Annotated in this window: 13 protein-coding genes; 6 read left to right on the top strand and 7 right to left on the bottom strand. The window is 68.2% G+C overall.

Features of this window, described 5'->3' with window-relative positions; genetic code table 11:
- Together Y705_RS19070 and Y705_RS0110320 are read right to left on the bottom strand one after the other, a co-directional pair.
- On the bottom strand, positions 1-866 hold an 866-nt coding region (locus Y705_RS19070; RefSeq protein ID WP_081737966.1), incomplete at its 3' end, for a serine/threonine-protein kinase.
- Positions 867-1,017: 151 nt separating this feature from the next.
- Positions 1,018-1,824, bottom strand: coding sequence for an alpha/beta fold hydrolase (locus tag Y705_RS0110320; protein WP_026532795.1), 807 nt, complete (start codon positions 1,822-1,824; stop codon positions 1,018-1,020).
- A gap of 472 nt (positions 1,825-2,296) precedes the next feature.
- Between Y705_RS0110320 and Y705_RS19065 the strand changes: the two genes are divergently transcribed.
- The 6 genes from Y705_RS19065 to Y705_RS19055 are packed head-to-tail and all read left to right on the top strand — an operon-like array spanning position 2,297 to position 8,827.
- A complete protein-coding gene (locus tag Y705_RS19065; protein ID WP_049822589.1) occupies positions 2,297-3,052 on the top strand; it encodes an NUDIX hydrolase in 756 nt (251 codons plus the stop codon).
- Complete coding sequence (gene nadA / locus Y705_RS0110310; RefSeq protein WP_026532794.1) at positions 3,049-4,338, top strand: quinolinate synthase NadA; 1,290 nt, start codon at positions 3,049-3,051, stop codon at positions 4,336-4,338. The genes Y705_RS19065 and nadA overlap by 4 nt, the downstream gene beginning before the upstream one ends.
- Entirely contained in the window at positions 4,335-5,966 is a 1,632-nt protein-coding gene (gene nadB / locus Y705_RS19060; protein WP_049822588.1) for an L-aspartate oxidase, read from the top strand. The genes nadA and nadB overlap by 4 nt, the downstream gene beginning before the upstream one ends.
- Positions 5,963-6,883, top strand: a complete 921-nt coding sequence (gene nadC, locus Y705_RS0110300) for a carboxylating nicotinate-nucleotide diphosphorylase (RefSeq protein WP_081737965.1) — start codon at positions 5,963-5,965, stop codon at positions 6,881-6,883. Before nadB ends, nadC begins: the two co-directional genes overlap by 4 nt.
- Positions 6,880-8,058, top strand: a complete 1,179-nt coding sequence (locus Y705_RS0110295) for a cysteine desulfurase family protein (RefSeq protein WP_026532792.1) — start codon at positions 6,880-6,882, stop codon at positions 8,056-8,058. The genes nadC and Y705_RS0110295 overlap by 4 nt, the downstream gene beginning before the upstream one ends.
- Before the next feature lie 4 nt (positions 8,059-8,062).
- Positions 8,063-8,827, top strand: a complete 765-nt coding sequence (locus Y705_RS19055) for a hypothetical protein (RefSeq protein WP_155850024.1) — start codon at positions 8,063-8,065, stop codon at positions 8,825-8,827.
- On the opposite strand, the gene Y705_RS0110285 is transcribed toward Y705_RS19055, so the two are convergent.
- From Y705_RS0110285 to Y705_RS0110265, 5 genes are all read right to left on the bottom strand, one after another.
- Positions 8,815-9,735: an oxidoreductase gene (locus tag Y705_RS0110285; protein ID WP_049822586.1), complete on the bottom strand. Its 921-nt coding sequence runs from the start codon at positions 9,733-9,735 to the stop codon at positions 8,815-8,817. The two genes, Y705_RS19055 and Y705_RS0110285, sit on opposite strands and share 13 nt — an antisense overlap.
- A 76-nt stretch (positions 9,736-9,811) precedes the next feature.
- Complete coding sequence (locus tag Y705_RS0110280; RefSeq protein ID WP_026532790.1) at positions 9,812-10,270, bottom strand: MarR family winged helix-turn-helix transcriptional regulator; 459 nt, start codon at positions 10,268-10,270, stop codon at positions 9,812-9,814.
- 170 nt (positions 10,271-10,440) lie between these two features.
- A complete protein-coding gene (locus tag Y705_RS19050; protein WP_049822585.1) occupies positions 10,441-13,620 on the bottom strand; it encodes an efflux RND transporter permease subunit in 3,180 nt (1,059 codons plus the stop codon).
- A gap of 51 nt (positions 13,621-13,671) precedes the next feature.
- Complete coding sequence (locus Y705_RS0110270) at positions 13,672-15,168, bottom strand: malate:quinone oxidoreductase (protein ID WP_026532789.1); 1,497 nt, start codon at positions 15,166-15,168, stop codon at positions 13,672-13,674.
- 100 nt (positions 15,169-15,268) lie between these two features.
- Positions 15,269-16,768: an ABC transporter substrate-binding protein gene (locus tag Y705_RS0110265; RefSeq protein ID WP_253908578.1), complete on the bottom strand. Its 1,500-nt coding sequence runs from the start codon at positions 16,766-16,768 to the stop codon at positions 15,269-15,271.
- Positions 16,769-17,140: the final 372 nt, after the last annotated feature.

The following is a 17,140-nucleotide window of genomic DNA, read 5'->3' as shown; positions in this document are numbered from 1 at the left end:
GGCGCCGACTCCGGCGGCAGGCCGACGGTGGAAAAGCCTGAGCCGTCATCGGAGTGGGTCCGGAGCAGGAGTGCGACGTCGTGGGCGCCAGGCCGCTCGAGCGGGTTCCGTGCCGTCATGAGCGTCAGGAGGTCCACCCAGTCACGGCCCAGCCAGAGCGGAACCTCCGGATCCCGGAGCAGGCGTGCGAGGGCAGCCTCGACGATGGGTCCGGGGAAGGCCTTCTCTCCCGTCAGGCATTCGAGGAGGACGAGTCCCAGCGAATAGATATCACTGCTTCCGACGACCGCGGCACCCTCGGCCTGCTCGGGGCTCAGGTAGTTGGCGGTCCCGATCGTGGCACCCGTGGCTGTCGCCATGGTGGCATCGACCATCCTCGCGATCCCGAAGTCGGTGAGCTTCGGGTACATGCGGGTGTCGTTGTCGCCGGAGTGGAACATCAGGATATTCGCGGGCTTGACGTCCCGGTGTACCACCCCCTGTGCATGGATGTAGGCGAGGGCATCGGCAAGGTCGGCTCCCACCTGGGCCACTTCCGCCGCCTGGAGCGGGCCCTTCTTCAGTGACTTGCGGAGGTCCTCGCCGTCGATGAGCTCCATGACCAGGAAGCCGGAAGCGTGTCCGTCCGCGTCCTCGTACATTCCGGCGTCATGGAGGGTGACGAGCCCCGGATGGTTCAGTGTGGAAAGCAGCATGGTCTCGGTGTGCTGCCGGCGATAGTCGTCGTCGTCGGAGGTTGTGGGATTGAAGATCTTGACTGCGACGTCGCGACCCAGGTTCCTGTCCACCGCCCGGTACACCGAGGCGGCGCCACCTACGCCCAGGAGGCTCGTGGTCTGGTACCGCTCGGCGAGGAGCACATCCATGGGTGTTCTCCTGGAAGCTGAATGTGGAAAGAGTGAGACCGCTGGATCAAAGGTAAGCCTACTGATCAGTTCCGATTATAGCGCGCGTCTACCTGGTGCCTGCCCCTCGGCAGGTCGACTTTACCAAAACTTAATGCCGCGTCGCGTCGGATTACGCCTCTTCTGCGAGAAAGCGGACGGCGGCCGTCTTGAAACCGCGGGAAGTGATGGCGTTGGAATGGGTGCGCCCGGGCAGCCATTCGAGCTGCGCATCTGGGGCCAGGGCGGCAAGCTCCGGCGCAGACCGGGCGAATTCGTCCTGGTCCCCGGCCACCAGGAGAAGCGGGATCTTCGGCACCGCCTCGGACGGCACGAACGGCTCACCCTTGACGGCTTCGACCATGGTGAGCAGTGCGAAGACATTGTTGGAGGGGACGAGCCGGGCCATCCGCAGCAGATTCGCCGTCGAGGTGTCAGCGATCGGTGACCCGTCGGCGATGAACTGCTGGGCGGCATTCAGATCGAACTCGGCAAGGGGGTCCTCGATGCCGGGACCGCCCAGCACCATGCGATGGACGAGCTCGGGCTGGGTGGCGCCGAACTCCCAGGCGAGACGGGCGCCGAGCGAGTACCCGATGATGTCCACGCCTGAGGCTGCCTTCTCCGCCGCCAGCGGCAGGACCCCCTCGTCCTGGAGAATCTGGAGCAGATCCGCGCGCATCCGGCTGGGGGAGTAGGCGTCACGTTCCTCGGGCGCCGCACTTCCGCCATGGCCCGGCAGGTCGACGGTGATGACGGTCCTGCCGGCGTCGTTGAGGTACCGCACCCAGCCCGTGTCCACCCAGTTGAGGCGCGAGGACGAGGCGAAGCCGTGCAGAAGGAGTATGGGGCGTAGCCCGCTTCCGGTCGGCGCCGGGTGCAGCACCACCGCCAGCTGCGGATCGGTGCCCTCCACCAGATGATCGCTGTGCCGTCCCATGGCCCACCCCTCCTGTTGTCCCGCGACCCGGCGGCCGCGGACTACTACACTACCCACCGTGGCGCACCGCCCATCGAGTATGCAGCAGTTCCCGGCCGCAGCCCGGCTGCACGTTGTCCTGAGCAACGGAAGGCGGGAAGGGCTGGGCGGAGGCGGGAAGGGCGCTGAAGAGGTACCGGAAGCCATGCCCAAAAGGAGACGGCAGGAACGTGTGCTCCGTTGAACACATTCCCGCCGCCGGGCCAGCTTCGAACCGGCACCTGTGATCCTAGTCACCACACGGAGGCGATGCAACCCGGCGGACGTCTCCACCAGGCGACCCTTTCGCGGTGGCGGCAACGGCAGGTCTGCCGGCGAACGCCTTCCGAAGGAGGTTGTCACCGGCATGGGTTATAGTTCTTGGTGAGTAATAGTCACGCTGACTATAACTCCTAAATAACACTGATACTGCTGATGCCGGAAGGGATCTGCCATGGCTTTCTCCTCGGCGAACGTCTCCGAACGGGAGCTCCAGCCGCCTTCGCTCGCGATCTCCACCGTGATCTTCGCCCTGCGGCATGATCCGGATTCAGGCCGCCCCGAGCTCTGGCTGCCCCTGGTCCGGCGGATCCGCCAGCCGCACCGCGGTAAATGGGCGCTCCCGGGCGGGCCCCTGGGGAGCCGTGAGTCGCTCCATGACGCCGCCGGACGGAACCTCTCCGACACCACCGGGCTCGCACCCCGCTACCTCGAGCAGTTGTACGCCTTCGGCAGCGTGGACCGCGCGGCGACGCAGCGCCTGGTGTCGATCGTGTACTGGGCCCTGGTGCAACCCGACGAGGCCCACCAGGCCCGTGAGTCCGAGAACGTCCAGTGGTTCCGGGCCGATTCCCTCGAACCGCTGGCCTTCGACCACAACGAGATCGTCGACTACGCTCTGTGGCGGCTTCGGAACAAGATGGCCTACGGCTCCATCGCCTACCACTTCCTGGGTGAGCGGTTCACACTCGCGCAGGTACGTGAGGTCTACGAAGCGGTGCTGGGCCTGGAGCTCGATCCTGCGAATTTCCGGCGCCACCTGCGTGCCGCGCCGGATATCGCGGCCACCGACGAGTTCCAGCAGGGCGGCCGCCACCGCCCGCCGCGCCTCTACCGCTACACCGGCGCTCCCGCGCCGGCCGCCGCCGAAGCAGTACTGAACACCCCAGCCAGCACGTCCGTTCCGGTTCCTGCAGGGAGAAACCCATGACCTCGGTCAACACCGCAATCCAGCTCGTCTCACGTGCCGACGCCGATCGGTCCGCAGGCACCGCGCGCACGTGCTCCCCGGATCTTGCCTCGGCTCCCTGGACGTTCGACGCCGCACCCCTTCCCGGCTACGGTCCTGGCGCATCGATGGCGGACAGCGCTCCCGCCGCGACCCCCCGCCAGGGCGAGCTGCCCGCAGAATACCGCACGGCGTCGGAGGAGGAACTCCACGCGCGGATCCTCGCGGCCAAGGAGCACCTGGGTGACAGGGCGGTGATCCTCGGGCACTTCTACCAGCGCGATGAAGTGGTGAAGTACGCCGATTTCGTCGGCGACAGCTATCAGCTGGCTCGTGCTGCAACGGAGCGCGCAGCAGCTGAAGCCATCATCTTCTGCGGGGTCCATTTCATGGCCGAGACGGCGGATCTGCTGTCGCAGCCCGCGCAGGCGGTGATCCTTCCCAATCTCGCGGCGGGCTGCTCGATGGCCGACATGGCGGACATAGACTCCGTCACCGAGTGCTGGGAACAGCTCGCGGACCTGTTCGGAACCGAGCCCGACGCCGGCGGCCGGGTTCCGGTGATTCCCGTCACCTACATGAACTCATCCGCCGCACTGAAGGGTTTCTGCGGCAGGAACGGCGGTATCGTCTGCACCTCGTCGAACGCCGCCGCCGTCCTGAAGTGGGCCTTCGAGCGGGGGCAGCGCGTCCTGTTCTTCCCGGACCAGCACCTGGGACGCAATACGGCCAAGGCGCTGGGCGTGGCCCTCGAGCACATGCCGATGTGGAATCCGCGCAAGCCCCTGGGCGGCAGCAAGGAGCAGACCCTGCTGGAATCGCAGGTGATCCTCTGGCACGGATTCTGCTCGGTGCACAAGCGCTTCACGGTCGGCCAGATCGAGAAGGCGCGGAACGACCACCCCGGCGTTCGCGTGATCGTGCACCCCGAATGCCCCATGGCGGTGGTCGATGCCGCCGACGAGGCCGGGTCCACCGACTACATCCGGAGAGCCATCGCTGCGGCCGCGCCTGGAAGCACCTTCGCCGTCGGGACCGAGATCAACATGGTCAACCGGCTCGCGGCACAGCACCCCGAGCACACCATCTTCTGCCTCGACCCGGTGATCTGCCCCTGCTCGACGATGTACCGGATCCATCCCGGGTACCTTGCCTGGGTGCTCGAGGCGCTGGTGCGCGGCGAGGTACTGAACCGCATCACCGTCCCCGACGACGTCGCCGGGCCGTCCCGGATCGCCCTGACGCGGATGCTCGCGGTGCAGCCATGAGTCAAGGGAGGCAGGGCGCGCAGGGAACGCAGGCGCAGCGCGTCGTGGTGGTGGGCGGTGGCGCCGCAGGGCTGTACTCAGCACTCACGGTCCGCGCGCTGGATCCCGGCGCGCAGGTGACGCTGCTGACGAAAAGGAACATCGAGGAGAGCAACACCCGGTACGCGCAGGGCGGTATCGCAGCGGTCATCCCGGGCATCGCTGCTTCCGACAGCATCGGCGCACACATCGCAGACACCCTGGCCGCCGGCGCGGGTCTCTGCGCCGAGGATGCCGTCACGCTGATGTGTGGGGAGGCCCCGCAGCACATCGCGCATCTCGAGGAACTCGGAGTGCCGTTCGACGCCGAGGGCGCGCAGCCGGCGCTCGGGCGTGAGGCCGCCCATTCCGCCCCGCGGATCCTGCGGATCGGCGGAGATGCCTCGGGCGCGGGCCTGTTCGCCGGGCTCATTGCTGCCGTCCGGGCCGACGGCGCCATCGAGGTGGTCGAACACGCGTTCGTCACGGCGATCCTGCGTGCGGATGACGAACAGGCACCCCGGGCCGCCGGCGTCGAGCTGATCACCGGCAGCGGTGCCGTATCGGTGATCGAGGCCGACGCCGTCGTGCTGGCCACGGGCGGCGCCGGCCAACTGTTCGAACACACGACGAACCCTTCGGTGGCCACGGCCGACGGCGTCGCACTCGCCTGGTACGCGGGAGCGGCGGTGGCCGACGCCGAATTCTTCCAGTTCCATCCCACGGCACTGGACGTCCCGGGTAATCCGCTCATCTCCGAGGCCGTCCGTGGGGAAGGGGCGCACCTCGTCGACGCGTCGGGACAACGGTTCCTGCAGCACTTCACCGGAGCCGGCGACCTGGCACCCCGCGACCTCGTGTCCCGGAGCATTGCCCGCCACCTGGCAGCCACGGGGGAGGCCCGGGTGTTCCTCGACGCGACCGGGCTGGGCCGTTCCTTCCTCGAGCGCCGCTTTCCCACCCTGACGGCGCTGACCCGGCGGCACGGGCTCGACTGGTCGGTGGAGCCGATCCCCGTGGTGCCGGCGGCTCACTACTGGATGGGCGGGGTACGAACAGACACGTGGGGCCGCACCTCCCTGCCCGGTCTGTACGCGGCGGGGGAGGTCGCCTGCACCGGCGTCCACGGGGCCAACCGGCTCGCGTCGAACTCGCTGCTCGAGGGGCTTGTCTTCGGCGCGCGGGCCGCGGCGGCACTCTCGGCCGCCGCGTCCGTCGCCCCCTGGCCGGTCTTCGCCTCGACGCCGCTCGACCTCGGCGGCTCCGGCGTGGAGCAGGCGTTCACCCGCGCCGAGCTGCAGCGACTGATGTCCGACCATGTTGGCGTGGTCCGGGACGGGAACGGCCTGCGGATCGCCGCCAAGCAGCTGGCGCAGTTCGGGACAGCCGTCTCCTCCGTGGGAGACCGCGAACAGGGAAACCTCCTCCTCGCCGCACGCCTGGTGGTGCACGCTGCGGCAGCACGGACCACCTCGAGGGGTGCCCATTACCGCTCCGATGACCCGGACTCCGCCTCGAACCGACCTTCAGTGCCCGAAGGATCCAGGAAGCCGGTAGGGTTCGGCAGCTCCATGGCCTTCTCGAACGCAGCAGCAGGAGTGAACTCATGACCAGGGCCCAGTTCCGGCCCGGGAATCCCGCCGGGGTCGCGCCCGGACCCCTGCTGCAACCTCCTCCAGCCGCCGTGGTGGAGCGCATCGTGGCCTCGGCCCTCGAAGAGGATGCGCCGTGGGGTGACATCACCTGCCAGGTGCTCGTGCCGCGCGGGCTGCGCGCGACCGGTTCGATCACGGCACGCGAGGCGGGAATCTTCTGCGGCGCCTCGATCCTCGAGGCGGCGTTCCGCCTCACCGATCCCTCGATCGAGGTACGAATGGCGGTGCGCGACGGCGAACCTTTTGGCCCCGGGGCCGTCCTCGCCACTGTTGACGGCCCGGCAGCGGCCATCCTCACCGCGGAGCGCACGGCCCTGAACCTCGTCCAGCGGCTCTGCGGCATCGCCACGATGACCCGGGATTTTGTCGAGGCCGTGCAGGGCACCGGCGCCCGGGTTGTGGATACCCGGAAGACCACCCCCGGCCTCCGCGTCCTGGAGCGCTTCGCTGTTCGGTGCGGCGGTGGCTTCAATCACCGCTTCAGCCTCTCCGACGCGGTGATGGCCAAGGACAACCACCTTGCGCTGTTCTCGGCCGACGGACCCGCTGCCCTCACCGAGCGACTGCGCGAAGCACGCGCGCGCCTCCCGCACACGGTGCACTTCGAGGTGGAGGTGGACCGGCTCGACCAGATCGATCCCGTCCTCGCCGCAGGCGTGGACACCATCCTGCTCGATAATTTCTCCCTCCGGGACCTCGCTGCGGGAGTGGCGCTGATCAACGGCCGTGCACTCGTGGAGGCCAGCGGCAACGTCCGCCTCGACACGATCGCCGCCATCGCGCGGACGGGGGTGGACGTCATCTCCGCGGGCGCCCTGACCCACAGCGTGAGGGCCCTCGATCTCGGCCTCGACTTCACCCCGAGCGAATGATCTACCTCGACGCCGCCGCCACCGCCCCTCCCCAGCGTGCGGCACTCGAGGCGCTGTGGCCGCTGCTGACCGCGAACTTCGGGAATCCCTCGAGCCACCATGCGCCGGGGGAAGCAGCAGCCGCTGCGCTCCACGAAGCACGCAGCACCGTCGCCCGGCTCCTCCACTGCCGGTCGTCGGAAATCACCTTCACCTCGGGCGGAACCGAATCGAACAATCTCGCACTCAAGGGGATTGCACTCGCAGCTCCGCGCGGACGGCACATCGTCACGAGCCCGATCGAGCACGCAGCAGTGTCCGGCACACTCGACTACCTGACGCGTTTCCACGGTTACCGGGTCTCCGTGGCCCCGGTCACGGCGGAGGGAATCGTGTCGCCCGCAGCACTGAAGGAGATGCTCACCCCGGACACCACGCTGTGCAGCATCATGTACGCGAACAACGAGGTGGGAACCGTCCAGCCGGTTGCCGAGCTGGCGGCGGTCTGCGCCGCCGCGGGCGTGTCCTTCCACAGCGACGCCGTGCAGGCGGCCGCCTGGTTGCCGCTCGACGTCGGAGCCCTCGGAGTGGACGCCCTCAGCATCTCCGGGCACAAGCTGGGCGCGCCGAAGGGGATCGGAGCGCTTTACTGCAGGGGCAGGATTCCCCTCGAACCCGGGCAGCACGGAGGGGGCCAGGAGCGCGGGCGCCGCTCGGGCACCGAGAACGTGGCCGGCGCCGCAGCACTGGCGGCCGCGCTCGAACTGGCGCAGGGAGCCCTGCCCGAAGCAGCCGGGGCGGCGACGGTCCACCGGGATGCGCTCATCTCCCATGTCCTCGGCCACGTGCCCGACGCCCGGCTGACAGGGCACGCCACGCAGCGTCTCCCCGGTCTGGCGTCGTTCTGCTTCCCGGGGGTCAGCGGTGAAGCGGTTCTGCTGGAGCTCGAGCGGTTCGGCGTCGTCGCGTCGAGCGGTTCCGCGTGTGCCGCGGGGTCGGACGAGCCGTCCGCGGTGCTGCTGGCGCTGGGCATCGATCCCGGGACGGCCCAGAGCGCCCTGCGGCTGTCGTGGACCCGCGACACACCGGGGGAGGAGCTGGAGACGGCGGCGCATGCCGTCGTCGCTGCCGTGCGCAAAGTCCGGAACCTGCGGAGTGGCACGCCCGCCGACCCGGCACCGGCCCATCTACACTGACGGCATGACTTCCGCGAAACCGCTCCGGTGCAGGGCGCTGGCAGTGCTCGCCGCGGCCCTGCTGCTCGCCGGCTGCTCGGGAGGCGGCGAAGCGCCCCCGGACGCCGGCCCGTCCGCCGGGGCACCATCCGCCGTCGCGACCTCCAGCGCCCCCGAAGCGACGACACCTCCCCGGGAGGCACGCGAGGGGTGGAAGGTCTTCACCGATCCGCACAGGCTCCTCAGCTTCGAGCTGCCGGCCGACTGGGTGGTCCAGCCGATCGAACCCGGTCCCGGCGTCTATGCGGCGGATGCAGTGCACTACGCCGTGCGTACACCTGCCGGAACCACTGCGGCCGAGCTCCATTCGGGAATCCAGACCGAAGAGCCGCCCTGCCCCGCCACCGACCCCACGCCCTACTACGTCCTCGGCAGCGAGCCGTTGAATATTCCTGCGGCCCCCGGCGCCGTCGATGCCATCGAACCGCGCCTCGTGATGCGGATCATCCAGGGATTCCGGTTCTTCAGCTCGTACGGCATTACCGATTCGGTGGGGGGCGCCGACGGCGTCGCCTGCGCGCTGACCAACACGGTCCTGGCGGACAATGCCCTCGGGCGCGTCAGCTTCGGAGACCTCGAGGTGCTCGTGCCGAAGGCTCCGGCGAACACCGGCCCGCAGAACGTCACCTTCGGCACCATCGGCGAGGCCCAGGCCTACTTCGATTCGCCGCAATTCGCGGTGACCCGGCAGGTCATCGCCTCGCTGCAGTTCGCGCCTCAGGCGGGCTGAGGCAGGGTCGCGTAGCTGACACCGGTGAGCTCGGCGCTCCGGTTCCACAGCCGGGTGGCGACGTCCCGGTCCAGGACCCGGGACGACGGCGCCACGAGCGTGGCGTTCCCGCGGGTCTCACCCGGACCGTCCGGTCCGTAGTAGTCGCCGCCCTGGACATCAGGCGCGGTGGCAGCGTAGAGCACGGGAAGGGCGCCCGCGGCATCGGACTGGCTCATCAGTTTGACGAAGGCGCCGAAGGCATCGAGCGCTGTCGGCAGCTTCATCCCGGCGGTGAGGTTCGTGTTGGCGAGTCCGGGATGCGCGGCGACCGAGGCGAGCGGCCAGCCTGCCGCACGGGCACGGCGGTCGAGTTCGATCGTGAAGTACAGGTTCGCGGCCTTGCTCTGCTGGTACGCGGACCACCGGCGATAGCGTTTCGCCGACTGGAGGTCCGAGAAGTTGATCCGACCCCGTTTGTGCGCAAGGCTCGACACGGTCACCACCCGCGGCGCCTCCGCCTGCCGAAGGTGCTCGAGCAGCAGCCCGGTCAGCGCGAAGTGCCCCAGGTGGTTGATCCCGAACTGCTGCTCGAACCCGTCCTCGGTGACTTGCCGCGGAGTGGCCATGACGCCGGCGTTGTTGATGAGAACATCCAGCGGTCCCGTCCATTTGTCGGCGAACTTCCGTACGGACGCCAGGCTCGAGAGGTCGAGCAGGCGCAGTTCCACCGCGCTGCTGCCGCTGAGGGAGCGGATCCGCTTCTCAGCGTCGCGCCCCCGACGCTCGTCCCGGCAGGCGAGCACCACGCGCGCTCCCTTGCGGGCCAGGGCGGTTGCCGCCTGGTGGCCGATGCCGCTGTTCGCTCCGGTGATGATGATCGTCCGGCCGGTCTGGTCGGGAATGGAATCTGCGGTGAAGGGGCTCATGCGGAGAATGCCTTTCGGTGCGGGGTGGAACGTCGGGGTGGAACGTGGCGGTGGAACTTCGGGGTGGAACGGAGGCTCAGGGCTGCTGCTCCACTGCCTGGGTGATTTTCCCCGTGAGGAAGCGCAGCTGTTCGAGTTCCTCACTGCTGAGGACGGGCCCGAGCACCTCCTGGATGCGCTGCACGTGTGCGCTGCCGATGCTGTGCTGCAGGGCCCGGCCCTCGTCGGTCAGCGCTACCTCCACGCCGCGCTGGTCCGTTTCGGCCGCGCGCCGCGCCACCAGACCTTTGGCTTCGAGGCGATCGATCATGCGGCTCAGGCTCGGCTGGCTGATGAGCAGGTGCCCGTTCAGCTCGTTGAGCCGCGTCCACCCGGTGGAGCACCGGGTGAGGTTGAACAGGACGTCGTACTCGCCGATCGCCAACTGCCGGAAGGCCGGGTCCTGCCGCAGGCGCCGCATCACGGTGACCTGCGCCCGGAACAGCGACTCCCAGGCTTCGGAGGTCAGCCGGACGGGTGGCGGATCGGTGGGCATGGTCGGTCTCCTGCCGGAATGGACTGCAGCGGAGTAGATGCAATTGCATCCACTCTACTGTCCAACCCCGACGGCGGCGGCATTGTTCCGCCGTGCCGGCGTGCACGCCCTGTTAGTTCCGGCGCCTGTTCGTTCCGGGGCTGTTCGTTCCGGACGCTGCCTCCCGAAAGCTATTCCTCCCTGAGCCGCCGGAGCGCACGGTCCTCCCGGCGCCCCTCCACCAGCCGGTACAGCACGGGCACCAGGATCAGCGTGAGTGCCGTAGAGGAGACCAGGCCGCCGATCACGACGACGGCGAGGGGCTGGGAGATGAAGCCCCCCTCGCCCGTGAGCCCGAGCGCCATGGGAGTCAGGGCGAACACGGTGGCCAGCGCGGTCATCAGAATGGGCCTCAGGCGCTGGCGGGCTCCCTGGATGATCGCCTCGCGCACCGGCATGCCCGGCTTTCCCTCGTGCGGGAGACGGTACTGGTTGATGAGGTCGATCAGCACGATCGCATTCGTGACCACGATCCCCACGAGCATGAGCATGCCGATCAGCGAGGGCAATCCGAGCGGAATGCCGGTGACCAGCAGGAGCGCGATGGCCCCTGTGGCTGCGAACGGGATGGAGACGAGCAGGATCAGCGGTTGGACGAGGCTCTTGAACGTCGCCACCATGATCACGTACACGATCGCCACCGCGGCCCACAGGGCGAGGAACAGCTGGTCGAAGGACTCCGCCTGCTGCTCTGCGGCGCCGCCGAGCGTGGCGGTGGCGCCCGCCGGAAGCCCGATTCCCTGGAGCCGTTCGGTCACTGCTGCAGTGAGGGAGCCGAGGTCGTCGCCCGACGGCGTGATGGAGACGCGCGCGGTGCGCTCGCCGTTGGAACTCGTCACCGAGAGCGGCACCTGTACCTCCGCCACGCTCGCCACGTCGGTCAGCGGTACCGGTCCGGCGGGAGTCGGGAGGGTGAGGCCCTGAAGCTGTCCGAGGCTGGTGATGGCCGTTCCTTCGCCGATCAGCACCGGGTAGTCGGTGGCATCGAACCGGAGGGAACCCGCAGGGAGGGGACTGATGCTGCTGCCCAGCAGTCCGGCGATCTGCCCCTCGCTCAGTCCGGCTTCCACGGCGGCCGCGCGGTTCACGTCGATCTGCACCTGCGGCTGCGCGGCGGAGAGGTTGCTCGAGATCTCCCCGGCGCCGTCGAGCCCCTGCATACCGGTGACCACGGCGTCACTCGCCGCCTGGAGATCCTCGCCGGCCGGTGCAGTGATGTTGATGTCGATGGTGCTCGAGGTGCCGAAGCCGCCCTGCTGGCTCGAGAGCGAGAACGTCCCCGCGTCGTCGAGTTCCCCGACTTGTGCCCGTACGCTCTCCTGCAGCGCTTCCTGGTCCGTGTCCTCCTCGGTGATCACGGTGAAGGTGGCCACCGAAGCTCCCTGGGAGAACTGGGCGAAGGCTCCCTGGGCGTTGCCCACCGTGAGTTGGACGTCCCGCACCTCGGGCGTGCCGGCGAGGACCTCCTCCGTCCGGGCAGCGGCCGCCGTCGTCGTGTCCAGGCTCGACCCCGGCTCGAGGGTCTGCGTCACGCTGAAACTGTTCTGGCCGGTGCCGCCCAGCAGGTTGGTGGGAAGGAACGGGACCATCGCTGCGGTGGCCCCGAGGACGGCGAGGCCGGCCGTCAGTGTCCAGACCGGGTGCCGCTGCGTGCCGTGCAGCAGGGGAAGGTAGCCCCGCTGCAGCCACGAGCGCTGCTCGCGGCGGTGGGCCTCGGCCAGGATGTCGACGGCGGCTTCGGAGCTTCCGCCGCCTGCTGCTCCCGTTCCGGCATGGCGGGCCCGGACCCGGCGGGGCGCCGGTGTCTTCCGCGGAAGGAACCAGAATGCCAGCACCGGGATGATCGTGAGTGACACTGCGAGGGAGGCCAGCAGCGCGATGCCGGTGGTCACGGCGAACGGCCGGAACAGTTCCCCGGCGAGCCCGCCGACGAACGCGATCGGCGCGAAGACAGCAACGGTGGTGAGGGTCGAGGCCGTGATGGCTCCCGCCACTTCGCGCACCGCCGTCAGGATCGCCGAGCGCTTCTCCTCGCCATAGCCGAGGTGCCGCTTGATGTTCTCGATGACCACGATGGAGTCGTCCACCACGCGGCCGATGGCGATCGTCAGTGCGCCCAGGGTCAGGATGTTGAGTGAGTACCCTGCCGCATACAGCCCGATGAAGGTGATGAGCAGGGACAGCGGGATGGAGATGGCCGTCACGAGCGTGGAACGGACGGAGAGCAGGAAGACCAGGATGATCAGCACCGCGAAGCCCAGCCCCAGGAGGCCCTCGGTGGTGAGGTCGCTGATCGATCGTTCGATGAACGGAGCCTGGTCGAACACCACGGTGATGTCGGCGGCGTCGCCGAGCTCGGTCTCGAGGCTCGGAATGAGTTCGGTGATTCGCTGCGAGATCTCCACGGTGTCGCCGTCGGGCACCTTGGTGACGGTGAGCGCCAGTGTCTCGACGCCGTTGGTGCGCGTGACCGAGGTCGGCTCGTCATCGGCGAGGGCGACGTCGGCCACACTGCCGATAGTGGCAGGGGCTTCCGGTGCGCCGCGCGGGCTGTCCCCGGCAGGGGTGTCGCTGGGAAGCACGGGAAGAGCCCGGAGGTCATCGAGGGATCCCACCGGGCTGCCGGCCTGGATGGTCAGCGACCGCTCGTCCTCCTCGAGGGTTCCAACAGGGAACAGGGCTCCGTTGTTCTCGAGCGTGTCGGCGAGGCCCGCCACCGTGAGCCCTGCCGCTGCGAGCTGCCCGGCGCGGGGGATGATCGACACGTGCTGGCTCGTGCCGCCCGTGATCTCCGCGGTTCGCACCCCCTCGATCTTCTGCAGCCTCGGCACCGTCAACCGGGCGAGCTCGCCGTTGAGCTCGCTGAGCGTGCGGTCCGATGAGACGGCCATGAAGACGATCGGCAGGTCGCTGATGCTCCCGGCGAGGGCCTGGGGTTCGACGTCGTCGGGCAGGAGTGGGCGGACCGTGGAGATGGCGCGGTCCACCTGGGCCCGGGCGCGGTCCAGGTTGGTGCCGTAGACGAAGACGAGGCTGACGCTCGAGACCCCGGTGCGTGAGGTCGCCGACGACGACTCGAGCCCTTCGACGCCGCTCAGGGCGCTCTCCAGGGGGCCGCTGACCTGCTTGTCGAGGTACTCGGGGGAGGCACCGGGTACCGAGGAGATCACGGTGATCTGCGGGAACTCGAGCGAGGGGATGAGTTCCTGCTTGAGCGAGCCGAGGGTGATGACACCGAAGACCGACGCGAGGATGGTGATAAGGGCGATCAGGGCCCGGTTACCCAGGGAGAGGTGCGCCAAGCGGAACATGGACCTGCCTTCGGTGCTGACGGGTGCCTGGCGAGCCGGGGCAGCCGGGAATTACGTGAGCTTCAGCACCGAATCGGTCGAATCCTGGATCTCCGCGGCGAGGGACTCGTTCTCGTTGAGCCGGACGCCGTAGCCCGGGATCATCTCCTTCAGCTTCGGTTCCCAGTCGGCGAGCTTCGTGGGGAAGCAGCGGCCGAGGAGTTCGACCATGATCGGTGCCGCAGTCGACGCCCCGGGAGAGGCTCCGAGGAGTGCCCCCACCGAGCCGTCGGCGGAGGTGATGACTTCGGTCCCGAACTGCAGGACTCCGCCCTTTTTCGGTGCCTTCTTGATGACCTGTACACGCTGGCCCGCCGAAATGAGTTCCCAGGCCCCACCGTCGGCCGACGGGACGAACTCCTGCAGCGCGGAATTCTTCGCGTCCCGGTTTTTCAGCACCTCGGAGATGAGGTACTTGGTCAGCGGCACGTTGTCCTTCGCCACGGCCAGCATCGGCACGAGGTTCGACGACCGGATGGAGCCGGGCAGGTCGAAGAAGGAGCCGCGCTTGAGGAATTTCGTCGAGAATCCCGCATAGGGGCCGAAAAGGAGTGAGCGCTCGCCGTTGACGTAGCGTGTGTCGAGGTGGGGCACCGACATGGGTGGGGCTCCGACCGACGCCTGGCCATAGACCTTCGCGTTGTGCTGGCTGACGAGTTCCTGGTCCGTGCAGCGGAGGAACTGTCCCGAGACGGGGAAGCCGGCAAAACCCTTGCCCTCGGGGATACCGGTCTTCTGCAGGAGGTGGAGCGCGCCGCCGCCCGCACCGATGAACACGAACTTCGCGTTGACGGTGTTCGACTGCCCGGTCGCCCGGTTCTTGACCTTGACGTCCCAGCGGCCGTTGGTGGCGCGGGCTACGTCGCCGACGTCGTGGTTGTAGTTGAGCGATACCCCGGTGCCTTCGAGGTAGGTGGTGAGGCCGCGGGTCAGCGATCCGAAGTCGACGTCCGTGCCGCCGAGTACGCGCGATCCCGCCACCGGCTGGGAGGAGGGGCGGCCCTTCATGATCAGCGGCGTCCACTCGGCGAGGGTTGCGGGGTCCTCACTGTGCTCCATGGTCCGGAACAGCGGCTGCCTGCTCAGCGCGTCGTAGCGCTTGCGAAGGTACGCTGCGTTGGCGCTTCCCCAGACGAAGCTCATGTGGGGCACGGGGTTGATGAAGTCCCGGGGATTGCCGAGGTGACCCTTGGAGACCATGTGGGCCCAGAACTGGCGGGATACCTGGAACTGCTCGTTGATGGCGACGGCCTTGGCCGGGTCCACCGAGCCGTCCCTGCCGGCGGGGGAGTAATTGAGCTCACAGAGCGCGGAGTGACCCGTTCCGGCATTGTTCCAGGGGTCCGAGCTCTCCAGGCCCGCCTTGTCGAGGCGTTCGAAGAGTGAGATGTCCCAGTCCGGCTGCAGCTGCTTCAGGAAGGCGCCCAGCGTGGCGCTCATGATGCCGCCGCCGATGAGCACGACGTCGGTGGTCTTTGCGGGGAATGCCGCCGGGCTGTTTGCGGTCAACGTAATCTCCAGTCGCAGTTGTCCTAGCGATAGAAGCGTAGCGTCTCGCGGCTGGCTTACTTAAATCCCCGGGCCGGGCTGCTTCCGGAAGCCGGGCCGGTCAGGGCATGGTTTCCGGCTGCACGTCAGCGAGGTCGATGCGGTTGAACACCTCGTTCATGACCGGGCTCACCGGATAGCTGACCACGCGGGGTGCCATGGCCAGGGCGGAGATCGGGAACGCGAGCGGCACGGCGGGGACCCTGGCCGCAATCTGGCTGCTGATGTCCGCATACGCTTCGCGACGCTCGTCACCGTTGGGAAGCGTGCGCGCACGGTTGATCTTGCTGAACAGCTGGTTGTCCTCGAAAGCGAATTCGTTGGAGTAGCTGCCGAAGATCGCTCCCACGAAGTTGTCGGGATCCTGGTAGCTGCCGCTCCAGCCGAGGAGATGGAAGGCCCTGGTCTCCTCGTTCATGATCGCGTCGACGTAGCCTTCGTTCCACTCGGTCGGCATCGGCTTGAGGTTCAGGCCCGCGGCGGTAAGCTGCCGGCTCAGTTCGGCGTAGGTCTTCTCAGGTGCGGGGAGGTAGGGGCGTGAGATGTCCAGCGGGTAGTAGAAGGGCAGTTCGGCGCCGTCGTACCCGGATTCAGCGAGGAGTTCCTTGGCCCTTTCGAGGTTGTGGCCGTACGCCTCGACGGTCTCTCCGCTGATACCGAGCTTTTCGGGAAGGAAGAGACGCGCCGGTTTGGTTCCTTCGAGGAAACGGCCGGAGATCAGCTCCGGCTTGTCGACGGCGTAGGCAACGGCCTGGCGGAACTTGATGTCATCGATTCCCGGGAAGTCCTGGTTCATTCCGAGGTAGAGGACCGAATACGGGTCCCGCTGCAGGAACTGCAGGCCGGCCCGGGCGACCTCGGCGGCGTTCTCCACGGTGACGAAGTCGTAGCCGTCGATCCTTCCGGTGGTGAGGGCGCGCAGCCGGGCATCGGGGTGGGCGATCGTGGTGAACACCACGTCCCTCACCTCGCCCGGCTCGCCCCAGTACTCCTCGAAGAATGACAGCTCGACGCGGCCTTCCTCCCAGGAGGTGAACCGGAAGGGGCCGGTGCCCACCGGGTTCCGGCCGTATTCCGAGATCCGCGTTCCCTCCCGGATGCCGGTGAGCTCATTGGCCGCCAGTTCGGTCAGTGCCTTCGGCGAGGACATGGCGAACCCGGGCGAGGCGAGTGCGGGGATGAAGCCGGTCATCCGGCTGTCGAGGCTGATGAGTACTTCGAACTGTCCGAGGGGCTGGCAGGAGGAGTAGAGCGACACCTCCGGCTCGTCCGAATAGGCCTTGAACACATTCTCGAACGGCAGGGCGGTGGTGGTGGCGCGTGCCGCGCGGGGAGTGGTGTACCAGCGCTCGAAATTCGCGCAGACCGCTTCGGCGTTGAACGGTTCGCCGTCATGGAAGATGACGTCGTCGCGCAGCTCGAACGCGTATGCCCGGCCTTCGTCCCGTTCCTCCCAGGAGGACGCGAGCAGGGGTGCGGGCTCCGAGGTCAGGGGGTCCACTCCCACGAGGCCCTGCAGCATCTGCTGAGTCACCCGATAGGACTCGGTGTCACTGACCATGGCCGGGTCGAGGCTTTCCGGATCAGCCGCGGTCCCGAGGGTGAAGGTGGTGCTCCCAGCCGGACTGCTCGAAATGGCTGCCGGCGGGGCCGATGGTGCAACCGGGGCTGGGCTCGCGGAGGTGCAGGCAGCCACCGCGAGAACGCCGGCCATCGCCGTTCCGGTGAGGCAGGCACGCTTTCCGGGTTTTCGCCCGAAGGCGGTGTTTTTCACAGGCAGGATCTCCGCAGGGGGCGCTCGGCCCGGGGTAGGAAGTTGAAAGGCAAGTCTAGGGGATCGACCTGAGCGAGGCATGGGTCTCCGCCGACGGTCAGCTGCCTGCGGCACCGGGCCGGTGCGTGGACACCAAAAAGCGGGCCTTCGCACCCGTCG

Origin of the sequence: Arthrobacter sp. H41, from assembly GCF_000520535.1 — a bacterium.
Classification (GTDB): domain Bacteria; phylum Actinomycetota; class Actinomycetes; order Actinomycetales; family Micrococcaceae; genus Arthrobacter_D.
The sequence above is the reverse complement of the archived record's forward strand: the minus strand, read 5'-3'. Positions and strand labels throughout refer to the sequence as shown.

Bases quoted from the DNA above. Each gene is read 5' to 3' on its own strand.
- Y705_RS0110280 (WP_026532790.1), bottom strand. From the start codon at position 10,270: ATGCCCACCGATCCGCCACCCGTCCGGCTGACCTCCGAAGCCTGGGAG.
- Y705_RS19065 (WP_049822589.1), top strand. From the start codon at position 2,297: ATGGCTTTCTCCTCGGCGAACGTCTCCGAACGGGAGCTCCAGCCGCCT.
- Y705_RS0110295 (WP_026532792.1), top strand. From the start codon at position 6,880: ATGATCTACCTCGACGCCGCCGCCACCGCCCCTCCCCAGCGTGCGGCA.
- nadA (WP_026532794.1), top strand. From the start codon at position 3,049: ATGACCTCGGTCAACACCGCAATCCAGCTCGTCTCACGTGCCGACGCC.
- Y705_RS19055 (WP_155850024.1), top strand. From the start codon at position 8,063: ATGACTTCCGCGAAACCGCTCCGGTGCAGGGCGCTGGCAGTGCTCGCC.
- nadB (WP_049822588.1), top strand. From the start codon at position 4,335: ATGAGTCAAGGGAGGCAGGGCGCGCAGGGAACGCAGGCGCAGCGCGTC.
- Y705_RS0110285 (WP_049822586.1), bottom strand. From the start codon at position 9,735: ATGAGCCCCTTCACCGCAGATTCCATTCCCGACCAGACCGGCCGGACG.
- nadC (WP_081737965.1), top strand. From the start codon at position 5,963: ATGACCAGGGCCCAGTTCCGGCCCGGGAATCCCGCCGGGGTCGCGCCC.
- Y705_RS0110265 (WP_253908578.1), bottom strand. From the start codon at position 16,768: ATGGTCAGTGACACCGAGTCCTATCGGGTGACTCAGCAGATGCTGCAG.
- Y705_RS0110320 (WP_026532795.1), bottom strand. From the start codon at position 1,824: ATGGGACGGCACAGCGATCATCTGGTGGAGGGCACCGATCCGCAGCTG.
- Y705_RS19050 (WP_049822585.1), bottom strand. From the start codon at position 13,620: ATGTTCCGCTTGGCGCACCTCTCCCTGGGTAACCGGGCCCTGATCGCC.